General features: G+C 66.1%; 12 protein-coding genes. 2 read left to right on the top strand and 10 right to left on the bottom strand.

Going from position 1 to position 15013, the window contains the following annotated elements; translation table 11 throughout:
* The first annotated feature begins 140 nt into the window (after positions 1 to 140).
* Positions 141 to 2492, top strand: a complete 2352-nt coding sequence (locus FB598_RS07490) for a Tex family protein (protein WP_141913766.1) — start codon at positions 141 to 143, stop codon at positions 2490 to 2492.
* A 181-nt stretch (positions 2493 to 2673) separates the two neighbouring features.
* Here FB598_RS07490 and FB598_RS07495 read toward each other — a convergent pair whose 3' ends face one another.
* Complete coding sequence (locus FB598_RS07495; protein ID WP_141913765.1) at positions 2674 to 3684, bottom strand: aldo/keto reductase; 1011 nt, start codon at positions 3682 to 3684, stop codon at positions 2674 to 2676.
* A 102-nt stretch (positions 3685 to 3786) separates the two neighbouring features.
* On the opposite strand from FB598_RS07495, the gene FB598_RS07500 reads away from it, so the two are divergent.
* Complete coding sequence (locus FB598_RS07500; protein WP_221292214.1) at positions 3787 to 4668, top strand: LysR family transcriptional regulator; 882 nt, start codon at positions 3787 to 3789, stop codon at positions 4666 to 4668.
* Between the two features lie 19 nt (positions 4669 to 4687).
* Here the strand turns inward: FB598_RS07500 and FB598_RS07505 are convergent, their stop codons facing one another.
* The 9 genes from FB598_RS07505 to pilM all read right to left on the bottom strand — a co-directional run bounded on the left by FB598_RS07505 (position 4688) and on the right by pilM (position 14634).
* Positions 4688 to 5404, bottom strand: coding sequence for a DUF5610 domain-containing protein (locus tag FB598_RS07505; protein ID WP_141913763.1), 717 nt, complete (start codon positions 5402 to 5404; stop codon positions 4688 to 4690).
* A 213-nt stretch (positions 5405 to 5617) separates the two neighbouring features.
* Positions 5618 to 6727 (bottom strand): ABC transporter substrate-binding protein, encoded by a 1110-nt coding sequence (locus tag FB598_RS07510; RefSeq protein ID WP_141913762.1) that lies wholly within the window; start codon positions 6725 to 6727, stop codon positions 5618 to 5620.
* Positions 6728 to 6849: 122 nt separating this feature from the next.
* Positions 6850 to 8007: a deoxyguanosinetriphosphate triphosphohydrolase gene (locus FB598_RS07515; protein WP_141913761.1), complete on the bottom strand. Its 1158-nt coding sequence runs from the start codon at positions 8005 to 8007 to the stop codon at positions 6850 to 6852.
* A gap of 1 nt (position 8008) precedes the next feature.
* Positions 8009 to 9802 carry a bifunctional shikimate kinase/3-dehydroquinate synthase AroKB gene (gene aroKB, locus FB598_RS07520; protein ID WP_141913760.1) on the bottom strand — a complete coding sequence of 598 codons (1794 nt, stop codon included), beginning with the start codon at positions 9800 to 9802 and terminating at the stop codon, positions 8009 to 8011.
* A 114-nt stretch (positions 9803 to 9916) separates the two neighbouring features.
* Positions 9917 to 11986: a type IV pilus secretin PilQ gene (locus tag FB598_RS07525; protein WP_255463856.1), complete on the bottom strand. Its 2070-nt coding sequence runs from the start codon at positions 11984 to 11986 to the stop codon at positions 9917 to 9919.
* Positions 11983 to 12582, bottom strand: coding sequence for a pilus assembly protein PilP (locus FB598_RS07530; RefSeq protein ID WP_141913759.1), 600 nt, complete (start codon positions 12580 to 12582; stop codon positions 11983 to 11985). The genes FB598_RS07525 and FB598_RS07530 overlap by 4 nt, the downstream gene beginning before the upstream one ends.
* Positions 12579 to 13169, bottom strand: a complete 591-nt coding sequence (gene pilO, locus FB598_RS07535; RefSeq protein ID WP_141913758.1) for a type 4a pilus biogenesis protein PilO — start codon at positions 13167 to 13169, stop codon at positions 12579 to 12581. Before pilO ends, FB598_RS07530 begins: the two co-directional genes overlap by 4 nt.
* Positions 13166 to 13675 carry a hypothetical protein gene (locus tag FB598_RS07540; protein ID WP_141913757.1) on the bottom strand — a complete coding sequence of 170 codons (510 nt, stop codon included), beginning with the start codon at positions 13673 to 13675 and terminating at the stop codon, positions 13166 to 13168. Before FB598_RS07540 ends, pilO begins: the two co-directional genes overlap by 4 nt.
* Positions 13676 to 13770: 95 nt before the next feature.
* Positions 13771 to 14634, bottom strand: coding sequence for a pilus assembly protein PilM (pilM, locus tag FB598_RS07545; RefSeq protein ID WP_141913756.1), 864 nt, complete (start codon positions 14632 to 14634; stop codon positions 13771 to 13773).
* Positions 14635 to 15013 lie beyond the last annotated feature (379 nt).

The raw sequence follows: 15013 nt of genomic DNA on the forward strand, positions 1-15013 counted from the left end.
CAAAAATGGACAGAAGTGCGACGTTGAAACGGCGATTATCCCGAGTTTGCCGTTCCGCGTCCAATGTCAAGATTGGCGCACGCGGTTGAATTGCGTATCATCCAACGCTTGTTTTTCTTTACTGTTGACTGGGTTTCACAATGCTGCCTTCTATCGAACAACGACTCGCCCTTGAACTCGTCGCCAAGCCGGTTCAGGTCGCTGCCGCCATCGCCTTGCTGGACGAAGGTGCAACCGTCCCCTTCATCGCCCGCTACCGCAAGGAAGCCACCGGCGGCCTGGACGACACCCAACTGCGCCTGCTGGAAGAGCGCCTGCGCTACCTGCGCGAGCTGGAGGCCCGTCGCGCCGCGATCATCGCCTCGATCGAAGAGCAGGGCAAGATGACGCCGGTGCTGCTGGACGCCATCGTCCACGCGGAAGACAAGACCCGCCTGGAAGACCTGTACCTGCCCTACAAGCCCAAGCGCCGCACCAAGGCGCAGATCGCCGCCGAAGCCGGCCTGACCGAGCTGGCCGATGCGCTGCTGAACGATCCGGCGTTGAATCCCGAAGAAGAGGCCGCCAAGTACCTCAAGCCGGCCTTCACCACCGACAACGGCGACAACCCCGGCGTACCCGATGCCAAGGCGGCGCTGGACGGCGCGCGCCAGATCCTGATGGAGCGTTTCTCGGAAGACGCCGAGCTGCTGCAGAACCTGCGCGAATACCTGACCGAGCACGGCGTGGTCGAGTCGAAAGTGGTGGAAGGCAAGCAGGACGCCGGCGAGAAGTTCGCCGACTACTTCGATTACTCCGAGACCTTCGGCACCATCCCCTCGCACCGCGCGCTGGCGCTGTTCCGCGGCCGCCGCGAAGAGGTGTTGAACGTGGTGCTGCGCCTGGATAGCGAAGAAGAAAAGCCGAAGTGGGATGCCCCGCACAACCCGTGCGAAGGCCGCATCGCCTCGCGCTTCGGCGTGTCCAACAAGGGCCGCGCCGCCGACAAATGGCTCTCCGACACGGTGCGCTGGGCCTGGCGCGTGAAGGTGTTCATGCACCTGGAAACCGAACTGATGACCAAGCTGCGCGAAGAAGCCGAAGCCGAGGCCATCAACGTCTTCGCCCGCAACCTGAAGGATCTGCTGCTGGCCGCGCCGGCCGGCCCGCGCGCTACCATGGGCCTGGATCCGGGCCTGCGCACCGGCGTCAAGGTCGCCATTGTCGACGCCACCGGCAAGGTGGTGGCCACCGATACCATCTACCCGCACCAGCCGCGCAATGACTGGCACGGTTCGCTGCATACGCTGTCGCAACTGGCCGAGAAGCACCAGGTGTCGCTGATCTCGATCGGCAACGGCACCGCCTCGCGCGAAACCGACAAGCTGGCGCAAGACCTGATCAAGCTGCGCCCGGAACTGAAGCTAACCAAGATCGTGGTGTCGGAAGCCGGCGCCTCGGTGTACTCGGCCTCGGAATTCGCTTCCAAGGAATTGCCGGAACTGGACGTGTCGCTGCGCGGCGCGGTGTCGATCGCGCGCCGCCTGCAAGACCCGCTGGCCGAACTGGTCAAGATCGATCCCAAGTCGATCGGCGTGGGCCAGTACCAGCACGATGTGAGCCAGACGCAGCTGGCGCGTTCGCTGGACGCGGTGGTGGAAGATTGCGTCAACGCCGTCGGCGTCGATGTGAACACCGCCTCGGCGCCGCTGTTGGCGCGCGTGTCTGGCCTCAACGCCAGCGTGGCGCAGAGCATCGTTTCCTACCGCGACATGAAGGGCATGTTCGTCTCGCGCGCTGCGCTGCGCGAGGTGCCGCGTCTGGGCGAGAAGACGTTCGAACAGGCCGCGGGCTTTTTGCGCGTGATGAACGGCGAGAACCCGCTGGACGCCTCCGCGGTGCACCCGGAATCGTACCCGCTGGTGGAAAAGATCCTGGCCGACATCAAGAAGGACGTGAAGAGCGTGGTCGGCCAGACCTCGCTGTTGAAGGGCCTGTCGCCGGCCAAGTACGCCGATGAGAAATTCGGCGTGCCGACCGTCACCGACATCCTCAAGGAACTCGACAAGCCGGGCCGCGATCCGCGTCCGGAGTTCACCACCGCCACCTTCAAGGAAGGCGTGGAAGAGATCAAGGACCTGCGTCCGGACATGATCCTGGAAGGCGTGGTGACCAACGTCGCGGCCTTCGGCGCCTTCGTCGACATCGGCGTGCATCAGGACGGCCTGGTGCACATCTCGGCCTTGTCGAACACCTTCGTCAAGGACCCGCACACGGTGGTCAAGGCCGGCCAGGTGGTCAAGGTCAAGGTGCTGGAAGTGGACGAGAAGCGCAAGCGCATCGCCCTGACCATGCGCCTGAACGACACCGCGCCGGCGCCGGGCGCGCGCAATGAGCAGCGCGGCGACCGCAACGATTCGCGCCGTCTGTCGCAGCACCAGAACCAGCGCTCGCGCGAGCAGGCGCCAGTCGGCAATGCGATGGCGGCGGCGTTTGCCAAGCTGAAGGGATGATCCGTCCGGGCGCTTGATTGCGCATCGCCCCGGCTAAAAGAAAACAGGCTGTTCCCGTGAGGGGATAGCCTGTTTTTTTATCCGCGATGGCGCCAGCCCCGAAGTCCGCCGGACAATGCCGCGGCCGATGCGGCGGGTTGGGCAATGGTGCCGGCGCTGTCTGAGATCAGGCCGGCGCGCGTCAGCCCTGTGCTTCGGGTACGTTCGTGCCCATGCCTTCGGGCAGCAGCGGCGCGATCTCGGCCAACTCGTCGGCGCTCAGGCGCAAGTCCGCCGCGCCCAGCAGTCCATCGACCTGCGCGGGACGGCGCGCGCCGACGATGGCGCCGGTGATGGCGGACTGCCGCAGTACCCAGGCGATCGCCACGGCCGCGGGCGTCAGCCCGTGCCGTTTGCCGATGCGGCCGAAGACGTCGACCAGCGCGAGATTGCTCGTCAGGCGCGGCTCCTGGAAATCCGGGCTGCGGCGCTTGCGCCAATCGTCGTCAGGCAGCCCGGCGATGCGCTCGCGCGTCATCGCGCCGGTCAGCAGGCCCGACTGCAGCGTGGAATAAGCGATGACGCCGATGCCGGCCTGCTCGCAGAAGGGGAGGATGTCGGTTTCCACCTCGCGCATCAGCGCCGAGTATGGCGGCTGGAGAGAGGCGATGGCGGTGACCGCCTGCGCGCGTTTGAGCTGCGGCACGTCGAAATTGGAGACGCCGATGGCGCGGATCTTCCCTTGCTCGCGGGCCTTGGCCAGCACCGACAGCGCGGCTTCGATCCCTGCGTCGGGGCCGCCCGGCGGGAACGCCGGCCAGTGGAGCTGATACAGGTCGATCGTCTCGACCTGGAGGCGGCGCAGGCTGTCCTCGATCTCGCGCGCCAGCGACTCCGGGGCCAGCGAGTGCGAGATTTGCCGGGTTGCGCGGTCCCACACCAGGCTGCCCTTGGTGAATACCAGCGGACGGCGCGAAGCCGGAACGCGGCGCAGAAGCTGGCCGACGATTTCCTCGGCATGGCCCAGCCCGTAGACGGCGGCGGTATCGATCCAGTTCACGCCGCGCTCGACCGCATATTCCAGCGCGGCCAGGCTATCGGCGTCATCCTGCGCGCCCCAGCCGAACTCCCATCCCGCGCCAGCGATGGCCCAGGTGCCCAAGCCGATGGGGGAGATCGTGAAATCGGCGCTGCCGAGACGTTTCTGTTGCATGGTTCGACCTTTCGTTCAATGGAAGGCCGTCAGTGTCGCGCGGACGATAGAAAGTGATAAGTCGGGTTATGCTTGATGAACTACTGAGCCATTTTCATCAATATGCTTCCTGACCTGCATGAACTCGATGCCTTTGCGGCGGTGGCGCGCCACCGCAGTTTCCGCAAGGCGGCCGCCGAGCGCGGCGTATCGGCCTCGGCCTTGAGCCATGCCCTGCGCGGCCTGGAACAGCGGCTGGGCGTGCGGCTGCTCCATCGCACCACGCGCAGCGTGACGCCGACCGAAGCCGGCCAGCGCCTGTTGGCCAGGCTCGACCCGGCGTTGCGCGAGGTGGCCGAGGCGCTGGCCGATGCAACCGCCTTGCAGGCCGAACCGGCCGGTACCGTGCGCCTGAACGTGCCGCGCCCGGCGGCGCGGTTGCTGCTGGCATCGGCGCTGGCCGGTTTCGCGGCCGCGTATCCGCGCGTGCAGCTCGAAATCGTGACCGACGACGGCCTGGCCGATATCGTGGGCGATGGCTTCGATGCCGGGATCCGTTTCGGCGAGAGCCTGGCCGGGGATATGGTGGCGGTGCCGATCGGTCCGCCGCAGCGCTTTGTGTGTGTGGCCGCGCCGGATTACCTGGCCGCGCGCGGCGTGCCGCAGGCGCCGCGTGAATTGCATGGACATGCCTGCATCGGCCGGCGCTTCCCCAGCGGGAATCGCTACGCCTGGGAATTCCAGAGCGAGGGCCAAGCGCTGTCCATCGAGGTCGCCGGCCCTTTGCTGCTGGACGACGATGCGTTGATGATCCAGGCCGCGCGCGACGGCGCGGGCATCGCCTATGTCTATGAGGCGATGGTGCGCGAGGACCTGGCCGCCGGCCGTTTGCAGGCCGTGCTGGAGGATTGGGGCGCACCCGCCGGCCGGTTCTTTCTCTATTACCCTGGCCGTCGGCACTTGCCGATGGCGCTGCGGGCCCTGGCGGATTTCATTCGGAAGTAACGCCGGCGGCGGCGCCCGTTCAGGCGGTGGTGCTGATGCGCGTCTGGGTCACCGAGACCGAGACGCTTACCGTCGTCTGGCTGGCGACCACGGTCCCCCCGCTGCCGTCGCCATTGCCGGCGTCGGTATCGCCGCCGTCCTGTTTTTCGCCCTTGACCTTGGCGATGAAGTCGGCCAGCGACTTTTGCACCAGGTCATAGGTCTTGTCGATGTTGCTGGCAATGTCGCCGTTGAGCACGCTCAGGCTGTCGAGAATGCCGCGCGCTTCCTTGAAGCCCTGGTCGACGCCCTTGAAGATCAGGGCCATGTAGTTGTCGATATTGGTGGCGTCGTCCTTGTCCGGGTTGTTCTGCTTGTACAGTTCGAACAGGTTGGTGACGAACGAGACGATGCGGCCCGCCGTGCCCTCGGGCGAGTTGTCCTGCGCCATGGCGTTCTGGATGGCGTTGTCGCCCATCTCGGGGCGCAGCACGTCGTTGATGTTTTCGATGGCGCTTTTGTAGACCAGCGCCAGCGGATCGTTTTGCGAATTGATCGACACTTCCAGCGAAGCCTGCAGGATGGAAACATTGAGCTGGGCACGGGCGCCGGACTCGGTCAGCAGGTTGGCCTTTTGCGCGTCGGCGATCTTGTCGTTGGATGACGCGGCGGACGGCGGGTTGGCCGGTTCGGCGGGCGAGGTGGCGGGCAGCAAAGGCTTGGTGTCTACGCTGCTGGCGGTGGTGCTGATGGCCATGACGGTCTCCTGTACTAGGACCGCACTCGGGGAAGGGGAAAGGGGGAAACGGCAGTCCTTTTTCAACTTACGGCATCGGCCCGGGAATCTGAAGGTCAGGAAGGCAACTTTGATCGATTTAATGTTGAATCGAGACAGTACGTATCGTTTTGCGTGATGTTGCTGGATTTTAACAATGTTCCAACCTTCTTCCGCCAGCCCGCGATGTGTACGCTAATGGGCCAGGGTGCCTGCGCTGGTGATGGTGGTGAGGTCGACATGGGAGGCGCCATGGCGGTTGGGTCCGGAAAAATTGATCCGGTATCCGAGGCCGTCGTAGTTCTTCTCATTGATGCTTTCCAGTGCGGCGATCAGTTTGTTGCGCGTCGGGGCGGGGCCGGCGCGCCTGATGCCTTCGGCCAGCACCCTGGCGGCGATGAATCCTTCCAGTCCAAGATGGCTGAACTCGCTGGCGCGGGCCTGGCGCATCGCCTGCTGGTATTGGCGCACGATGGGGAGGGTGCTTTTCCACGGGAAGGGCATGGCTTGCGAGACGATCATCCCGGCCAGCGCCTTGTGCCGGGAATCGTCCAGCGTGCTGTAGACGAGCGAGGCGGCATAGAAGTAGCCGCGATAGCCTTTGGCGCGCAAGAGTTCGATCAAGGGGAGATTGAGCGCCGGCGAAATGCTCATGACCAGGATGATGTCCGGCCGCGCGCGCAGGAGGCTGCCGGCCATCTCTTCCATGCTCGGCCCGACCGCGCTGACGGTCGTCACCAGTTCTGCCCCGGCGGTGTCGATCATGGTTTGCAGGAGGGCGTGGCTCGGTACGTTGGGATGGTCGGTAAAGATGGCCAGGCGCTTGAGCCCGATCCTGGAAAAATGCGCGAACATGTAGCTGTATTCATCGACGTAGCTGGCGCGGATAGTGAATACGTGGCGGTTGAGCGCGTTATAAACGATGCGGGCGCCGGTGACCGGCGCGAAAAACGGGACGCCGTTCTCATTGACGATGGGAAGCACGGCACTGCTGGTTTGCCAGCCGACATAACCGAACAGCGCCAGCGCCTTGTCCTCTTGCAGCAGTTGCCGCGTGTTTTGGATTGCCAGGATGGGGTCGTTCTGGTCATCCATCGTGGCCAGCCTGATCTGGCGGCCATGGATGCCGCCCTTCCCGTTGACTTGCGCGAAGTAGGCATTGGCGCCGGCGAGGAATTGCCGGGTGAGGTGGGCATGCTGGCCGCTCAGGTCGGCCGATTGGCCGATGACGATGTCGCTGGCGCCGGCGCCCGGGCTGCAGGCGAGAACCAGCACGCCGGTCAGCAATAGCGCAGGCAGTCGCATGGGGGATCTCCTTGTTGGCGCAGTTACCGGGAATCTCCGATGTTAGCAACGCCGGACAGGAGGGCAACGGTCATCAGCCGCAGTGACGTAAATAGAGGCTAAATCTCATATTTTTTTATTTATTATGTCTCTTCCATCAGGAACAGCCGCCGGTGTTCGCGTATCGCGTAGCGGTCGGTCATGCCGGCGATGTAATCGGCCACCTGGCGCGCCTGCTTGTGCAGGCGCTGCGCCTCGTCGGCGAGATCCCGGACCTGGTAGGCCGGCGGCAGCAGGTTGGGCTGGCCGATGAAGGCCTGGAACATCTCGCTGATGATGCGGCGCGCCTTGGCGGTCATGCGGTTGACCTGGTAGTGGCGGTAGAGCTTCTCGCGCAGGAATTTTTTCAGGATCGCGGCTTCGGCCGCCATGGCGTCGGAAAAGGCGATCAGCCGCGGCGCGTTGCGCACGTCCTCGATATCGCGCGGCGCCGCGTCGGCGATGCGCGCCTGCGAGGTATCGATCAGGTCGACGATGAGCGCGTTGATCATGCGGCGCACCGTCTCGTGGATCACGCGGCGGCCGGTGATGCCGGGGTAGGCCTGCTCCACTTCGCGCAGGTGGCGCGCGAAGAAATCCACCTCGCACATCTGCGCCATGCCCAGCAGGCCGGAGCGCAGGCCGTCGTCGATGTCGTGGTTGTTGTAGGCGATCTCGTCGGCCAGGTTGGCCAGTTGCGCTTCCAGCGAAGGCTGCTTCTTGTCGATGAAGCGCTGGCCGATGTCGCCCAATTGTTTCGCGTTGTGCAGCGAGCAGTGCTTGAGGATGCCCTCGCGTGTCTCGAAGGTCAGGTTCAGGCCGTCGAAGGCGGCGTAGTGCTGTTCCAGTTCATCCACCACGCGCAGGCTTTGCAGGTTGTGCTCGAAGCCGCCGTGCTCCTTCATGCAGTCATTGAGTTCATCCTGGCCGGCGTGGCCGAAGGGCGTGTGGCCGAGGTCGTGGGCCAGCGAGATGGCTTCCACCAGGTCTTCGTTGAGCGCCAGGTTGCGCGCGCAGGAGCGCGCGATCTGCGCCACTTCGATGCTGTGGGTCAGGCGCGTGCGGAACAGGTCGCCCTCGTGGTTGACGAAGACCTGGGTCTTGTATTCGAGGCGGCGAAAGGCGGTGGAGTGGACGATGCGGTCGCGGTCGCGCTGGAATTGGCTGCGCGAACCGGGGGGAGTCTCATCGAAGCGCCGGCCCCTTGAATTCGCCGAATTGGCGGCGTAGGGGGCGAGGTGGGGCGGCGCTTCGAAACTCATGTCACTCTCCGGTGCAGGCCGCCAGGGTTTGCATCAGCAACTCCTGCGGCGCGTTGGTAATCAGCGGGCTGCCCAGCGGCTTGACCAGGATGAACTTGATCTGCCCGCCTTCGTTTTTCTTGTCGACTTCCATCAGCTCCAGCCAGCGCTCGGCGCCAAGATCCGGCGCCACCGTCGGCAGGCCGGCGGCGGCCGTCACGGCGCGGATGCGTTCGCGCGCGGCGGCGTCGATGTAGCCCAGGCGATGCGACAGGTCGGCCGCCATCACCATGCCGCAGCCGACCGCTTCGCCGTGCAGCCATTGGCCGTAGCCCAGGCCGTTTTCGATGGCGTGGCCGAAGGTGTGGCCGAAGTTGAGGATGGCGCGCAGGCCGCCTTCGCGTTCGTCCTGGCGCACCACGTCGGCCTTGATCTCGCAGGAGCGCTGGATGGCGTAGGCCAGCGCGGCGTCATCCTTGGCTACCAGCCTGACCATATTGGCCTCGATCCAGTCGAAGAAGGGGGCGTCGATGATGGCGCCGTGCTTGATCACTTCAGCGATGCCGGCGGCCAGTTCGCGGGCGGGGAGCGTGTGCAGCGTGGCGGTGTCGGCGAGCACCGCTTGCGGCTGGTAGAACGCGCCGATCATGTTCTTGCCCAGCGGGTGGTTGATGCCGGTCTTGCCGCCCACCGACGAGTCCACCTGCGACAGCAGCGTGGTCGGCACCTGCACGAACGGCACGCCGCGCATGTAGGAGGCCGCGGCGAAGCCGGTCAGGTCGCCGATCACGCCGCCGCCCAGGGCGATCAGGGTGGTCTTGCGGTCGCATTTCTCGGCCAGCAGCACGTCGAAGATCTTCATCAGGCTGGCCCAGTTCTTCTCGCCTTCGCCGTCGGGCAGCACGATCTCGGTGACTTGCTTGCCGGCCGCGCGCAGGGCGGTGCTGACCTTTTCCAGATACAGCGGGCCGACCTTGTCGTTGGTGACGATGGCGGCGCGCTTGCCCTTGACGAACTGCGGCAGCAGGGACGGATCGTCCAGCAGGCCGCGGCCGATGAGGATGGGATAGCTGCGTTCGCCCAGGTCGACTTCGAGGGTGATCGGGGCGGCGGGGATATCGGCTTGGTTCATGCTGCGTGTGTTCTGGTGGTGGCCGGCGCTGGCGGCGCCGGTGAAGGTGGTGGTCGAGGAGGTCGTGGCGGAGGCGGCAAAGACAACGTGGCCTTCACTTGTGACCAGCGTCGCGCTGGCGCGTTCGATGGTCACGGCGCCGCCGGCGCAGGCATCCGCCTCGGCCTGCTTGGGCGCAAGCTCCAGGTGGCTCATGATGGTCTGCACCAGGAACTGCACATTGGGGCGATTGGTTTCGACGACGAAATCAGCCACTTCGCGGTACAGCGGCTCGCGCTGGCGGGACAGTTCTTCCAGCTTGCGGCGCGGGTCGGCGGTCTGCAGCAGCGGGCGGTTCTTGTCGCGGCCGGTGCGCTGGAGGATCTGGTTGATGCTGGCGCGCAGGTAGATCACGGTGCCGTGGCGCTTGAGGTTCTCGCGGTTCTCGGCGCGCAGGACGGCGCCGCCGCCGGTGGCCAGCACGATGTCGGATTGCGCGCAGAGGGCGCGGATGACTTCGGCTTCGCGGCGGCGGAAGCTCTCTTCGCCCTCGATCTCGAAGATGACCGGGATCGATGCGCCGGTGCGCGCTTCGATTTCGTGGTCCGAATCGACGAAGCGCTTGCCCAGCTTCTTGGCCAGGGCGCGGCCTATGGTGGTCTTGCCGGCGCCCATGAGGCCGACAAGAAAGATGCTTCCTGTCATATCGAAAATTCTGCGCAGCAGGCCGGAAAGCGGCGGCGGTATTGCCGTTGCGCGGTTTTTCGGCCAAAACGCTGATTTTACCGTCCTTGGCGGCCCGCCGGGGAAAAATGCGCATCAATGGCGGTGCTGCGCCGCCACCACGCGCGGCGTCAGGAAGATCAGCAGCTCGGTCTTGTCCTGCACCCGGGCGCTGTGCCTGAACAGGTGGCCCAGCACCGGGATGTCGCCCAGCAGCGGCACCTTGGCTTCGCGCTGGTGTTCGGTCTGGGTGTAAATGCCGCCGAGCACCACGGTGCCGCCATCTTCCACCTCGACCTGGGTCTTGACGTGTTTGGTATTGATCGCCAGGCCGCCGGGCGTGGCGGTGCCGCGGCTGTCCTTGTTGACATCCACATTGAGGATGACATTGCCGTCCGGCGTGATCTGGGGCGTCACTTCCAGCTTCAGGTTGGCTTTCTTGAAGGCGGTGGCGGTCGCGCCGCTGCTGGTGGATTGCTGGTAAGGGATTTCCTCGCCTTGTTCGATCAGCGCGGTTTGCTGGTCGGCGGTGACCACGCGCGGGCTGGAAACGATCTTGCCGCGCCCTTCGGATTCCAGCGCCGACAGCTCGATGTTGAGGAAGCGGTGCGCGGCCGCGTTGAACAGGGTGAAGGCAAAGCTGCCCGGCGGCGAGCCGCCGATGGACTGGGCCGGGAGATTGACGGCGGGTTCCCGGGCGGAGGCGCCGGAGGCGGGCGGCGCCTGGCCGCTGAGCTCGGCCACGTCGCCGTAGGAATTGCCGATGGCCGCGCCGTTGGTCCGGGCCGACAGGCCCAGCTTGATGCCGAGGTTGCGTCCGAAACTGTCGTCGGCCTCGACGATGCGCGCCTCGATCAGCACCTGGCGCGCGGCCACGTCGATGCGTTCGAGCAGCTTGCGGATATTGGCCAGCACGGCCGGGGTATCGGTGACGAACAATTGGTTGGTGCGGGCATCGACCACCGCGCTGCCGCGCCGCGAGAGCAGCCCGTTGCGGCGTTCGGCCAGCGCCGCACCGTCCTCGCCGATGCCGAACGCGCGACGGAAGGTGTCGGCGCGCTGGTAGTTGAGCTGGAACGCCTCGGCATGCAGCGGTTCGAGGTCGGCGATCATGGCTTGTTGTTCCAGTTCCTGCTTTTCGCGCGCCAGCATTTCCTCGCGCGGCGCGATCCAGACAATGTTGCCGTTGCGCCGCATGCCCAGGCCGCGCGCCTGCATGATGATGTCCAGCGCCTGGTCCCAGGGAACGTTCTTGAGCCGCAGGCTGAGCTGGCCGCCCACGGCATCGCTGGCGATGATGTTGAGCCCGGTGAAGTCGGCCAGCACTTGCAGCGCCGAGCGCACGTCGATGTCATGGAAGTTCATTGACAGTTGTTCGCCCTGGTAATTGGGTTCGGCGGCCGGTCGCTGCGCCTGCGGCGCTGCCGGCTGCACCTCGATCACCAGCCGGCGGCCGCGCTGGTAGGCGTCGTAGCGCCATAGCCCATGCGGTTCGATGATCAGCCGCGTGCCGCCGGCATGGCGTATGGCGCTGTAATGCGCCACCGGCGTGGCGAAGTCGCCGACATCGAGGCGGCGCTGCAGTGCAGCGGGCAATGTGACGCCGGGGATGTCGGCGACGATCTGCTGGCCCGACTGGCGGACATTGACCGTGGTGTGCGCCGATGGCAGTTCCAGTGTGATTTGCCCTGCGCCGGTCGGCCCGCGGCGAAAGTCGATGCCGGCCAGCATCGGTTGCGCGTGCTCGTCCTGTTCCGGGGCCGCCAGCCGTTCGCGCAGCACGATGCGCAGCCGCCGTCCGTCGTAGTGCAGTCGATGTGCCGCGTTTTGCTTGAGCTCCAGCAGCAGGCGCAGGCGTTGGCCGTCGGCGGCAAGCATGGCCTGCTGCATGAGTCCCGTGCCGCGCATGCGCCGGTTGATATCGCCGGCACTGGCGGTACGGGGGAAATCCAGCACCAGGCGCGGCGGATTGACGGTCGAGAACTCACCCACCTGAAGCGGCGCGGGCGGATGCGCGAAATCCAGTTCGACGACGGTTGCATCGTCTTCCTGTTTCACGCTGACCGACTCCAGCCGGTTTTCTTCCGCCGCCGACGGAAAAGACAGGAGCAGGCAGCCCAGCAAGCTGAGCAGGCAGCAAATCATCGGCATCATGCGCTCGCTCATGGCCGTACCCAATGGCGTTGTCGTGGCTGGCGCGGTTTGTCCGCGGACGGCGGCGCATTGGACGCCATTTCTTGCGTAGCGCCGCTGCCTACCGCCAGTATTTGCGTTGCGCCCCGGTGGGCCACTTGCACCGATTGTTCATCGATGCGCACCACGCGTCCCAGTCCCGCGGGGAGTTCGTCGCCGACCCGCACGCGCAAACTGCGGCCGTCTACCTGCAGCACGGCATAGGCGGAGGTTTCCTGCACCAGCGTGCCCAATACCCGGATGTGCGGCGCGGATTTCCCGACCGGCCCGGCTTGCTGCATGCGGTCGTCGTTGCGTGCGCTGGCTTGCCGATGTGCGGCTCGCCGTTGCGCCATGCCGAACGGATCGGTTGGTGTATCCGTCAGGGAAAGGGCGGCCGCGTCGGTTTGTTCCGGTTGGGCGTGTGCCGGCGCCGGTACGCGGGAGTCGGCCTCGCGCCTGGCCTGGGCGATCCAGGCGCGGGTGGCCTCGGCTTGATCCGCAGCGCCGCAGCCTGACAGCAGCGTGGCCAGCAATAGATGTAGCGGCAAGCGGCAGGCCGGATGGCGGGGAACGAATGGCGCTGTCATGGTTGGGCAAGGGCCTCGGCATCGCGCAGCACAGCGCCAAGGACGACTTTCATCAGCAAGGTCTGGCGGCCTGCGCGGGCGGCGTGCAGGGCCAGCTCCATCGACTCGACCTGTACCGGCAGCGGCGGCGCGGTGACCAGCTCCACGAACCGCAGCAGGCCGGCGTACTCGCCGCTGAGTTCGATCTCGGCATGGGTCGCCGGCTGGGCCGGCGCCAGCGGCTTGAACGATTCCATCTCCAGGCCGCATTCTTGCGCGCGGCGCGCCAGCTTGAGCTGCAACAGGCCGGCGACGGAATGGCTGTCGCCGGACCATAGCGGCTCTTGCGCGCTCAGCAATTGCATGTCGAGCAGGTTTTCCTGTGAACGCAGGGCGGGCAGTTCCGCCACCTTTTCCAACGCGGCCAGCAGCCGCGATTGCTGGTCGTGGCGAAGATTTTCCGCGGCCTGGCGCAGTGCGCTGCGTGGTTGCACGTACAGGAAAAGCCCGGTGGCGGCGCAAGCCAGCGCCACGGCCAGCAACAGGATGGCGCGCGCTGCCAGCGGCCAATGCGCGGGATGCGCCGGCAGTGCGGATCGGCGTTTCATGGCAGGACGCTGGCATCGGCAGGCCTGTCGTCATGCCTGTCGCCATGCAGTGGCGGCGGTGAGAACGGCAGCGACAGCGTGAAGTCATAGCGTCCGTCGTCGGCATGCCGGTCGGTGGCGCGCAGATCCTGGATGGCGACACGTTCCATGCCGGCATGCAGCAACGCATTGGCGTATGCCTGGATATCGCGTACATCCGCCGCATGGCCGCGCAATTCTCCAGCGCGCGGTTGCAGGGCGATGCGGTACAGCCTGATTTCCGGCAGCGCGGCGGCGGAGGCGGCGCGCAGCAATGACGCGGCTCGCGCGCGCAGGGCGGCCTGGTCGTTGAGCGTCGCCAGCCGGGATTGCATGTGCGCGATGCGGCTTTGGCTTGCCGCGCGCTGATCCAGTTGCGGCTGCAGGGTGTGCAGTTCGGCCGCCAGCAAACGGTTTGCCATGCCGATGCCGTCCGTTTGGCCATCGATGCGCATCGCCAGCGCCAGTACCGGCAAGATGCCCAGCAAGGCTGAACATGCGAGCCAACGGTAGAACGAGAGTTCGCGCGCCCGGCGACGCCGGGGCGGAGGCAGGGCAAAGTTCGGGGAAGCCGTGCGCCTGCTCACGTGAGTCCTTCGCCGGCCAGCGCTACGGCGCAATGGAATGCCGGGAGCCGGCGCGGCGCGATGGCGGCCGCCACATGCCCGGCGACCAGGATGCGAGGAGGAAGCGCGGCCACGGCAGCGGGGATGCCGGCGTACTTGCGCAGCGCCGCCGCAACCGGGTTCAGGGCGGCGGCATCGCCGCTGAGCAGCAGCCGTGGCGGCGATGGCCGCAGCAGCGGCGCCAATTCTTCCAGCAAGGCGGTGATGGAGGCGCCGTCGCCACGCCACGCGAGCGCTTGCCAGTGGTGCGCGTGCCGCGACATCCAGGCCGAGGCGGCGTCCAGATGCAAGACGGCCGCGCCATCGCCGTCGCGCAGGAAGGTCGCAAGGCTCCAGCCGTCGGCCACCACCGCGCGCGCTTGCAGGCCCAGCGCTTCGGCCAGGGCCAGCCGGTCTTCCACCAGCATGGCCGGCGCCGTGACTGCCAGCACCTGCACATCGGCGGGGGAGGCCGGTGCCGGGCCGAGCACACGATAATCGAGCGCCAATTCGTCCAGCGATTGCCGCCGGTGGGCCGCCGCCTCGGCGCGAACCTGCGCCAGCCGTTGCGGTTCGTTCGACGAGGCGGGCAAGACCAGCGGCGTCAACGTGACCGTTGCCGCCGGGATCGCCATGGCCACCGCGCCGGCATGGATCATGTGTTGCCGCATCAGCCGGCGGCAGCCATGCGCGAGCAATTCGAAGTCATCGATCCGGCCATCGTTGCAGATGACCTGGCCGAAGGCATGCTCGGCCAGCAGTTCCAGCCGCAGCCGGCCGCGCCGCCGGCGCAGCACGGCCAGCCGGATGCGGTCGGCGCCGATGTCCAGTCCGGCGCACATGCCATGGGTGCCGATTCGCGATCTCTGCAATGCCAGTGAAAATGCCACGTGGAAATACCCGCTTCGGATACGTTTCGATGGAGCCGGTGATTGTTCGGCAGGCCGCGCATGGCCGGCAATAGATGAAACTTGAGAATGCCGCGCAAATGAATCGGCGCCCGAAGGGAACCGCGGCAGTCGCCCGGGTCAAAGAGGTTTGGTCTATTTGCAACACCGGGCCATCGGCCGGCGCCGGGCAATTGTCTGGCGATTGCATCAAATTGATGCGAATTGGAGGCAGATCGGGGCTAATCCTTGCCCGCGGCAACTTTGGCGCCCCGCTGGCCTGCTGCGGCTGGCGCTCGCCCGAACCTGGCTGCTTGGGTCGCAAGGGCGAGCC

The organism is Herbaspirillum sp. SJZ106, assembly GCF_006715495.1.
Lineage (GTDB): Bacteria > Pseudomonadota > Gammaproteobacteria > Burkholderiales > Burkholderiaceae_D > Herbaspirillum.

Excerpts from the sequence above, each read along its gene's own strand:
- FB598_RS07490 (WP_141913766.1), top strand. The coding sequence starts at position 141 with ATGCTGCCTTCTATCGAACAACGACTCGCCCTTGAACTCGTCGCCAAG.
- FB598_RS07495 (WP_141913765.1), bottom strand. The coding sequence starts at position 3,684 with ATGCAACAGAAACGTCTCGGCAGCGCCGATTTCACGATCTCCCCCATC.
- FB598_RS07500 (WP_221292214.1), top strand. The coding sequence starts at position 3,787 with ATGCTTCCTGACCTGCATGAACTCGATGCCTTTGCGGCGGTGGCGCGC.
- FB598_RS07505 (WP_141913763.1), bottom strand. The coding sequence starts at position 5,404 with ATGGCCATCAGCACCACCGCCAGCAGCGTAGACACCAAGCCTTTGCTG.
- FB598_RS07510 (WP_141913762.1), bottom strand. The coding sequence starts at position 6,727 with ATGCGACTGCCTGCGCTATTGCTGACCGGCGTGCTGGTTCTCGCCTGC.
- FB598_RS07515 (WP_141913761.1), bottom strand. The coding sequence starts at position 8,007 with ATGAGTTTCGAAGCGCCGCCCCACCTCGCCCCCTACGCCGCCAATTCG.
- aroKB (WP_141913760.1), bottom strand. The coding sequence starts at position 9,802 with ATGACAGGAAGCATCTTTCTTGTCGGCCTCATGGGCGCCGGCAAGACC.
- FB598_RS07525 (WP_255463856.1), bottom strand. The coding sequence starts at position 11,986 with ATGAGCGAGCGCATGATGCCGATGATTTGCTGCCTGCTCAGCTTGCTG.
- FB598_RS07530 (WP_141913759.1), bottom strand. The coding sequence starts at position 12,582 with ATGACAGCGCCATTCGTTCCCCGCCATCCGGCCTGCCGCTTGCCGCTA.
- pilO (WP_141913758.1), bottom strand. The coding sequence starts at position 13,169 with ATGAAACGCCGATCCGCACTGCCGGCGCATCCCGCGCATTGGCCGCTG.
- pilM (WP_141913756.1), bottom strand. The coding sequence starts at position 14,634 with ATGTGCGCCGGACTGGACATCGGCGCCGACCGCATCCGGCTGGCCGTG.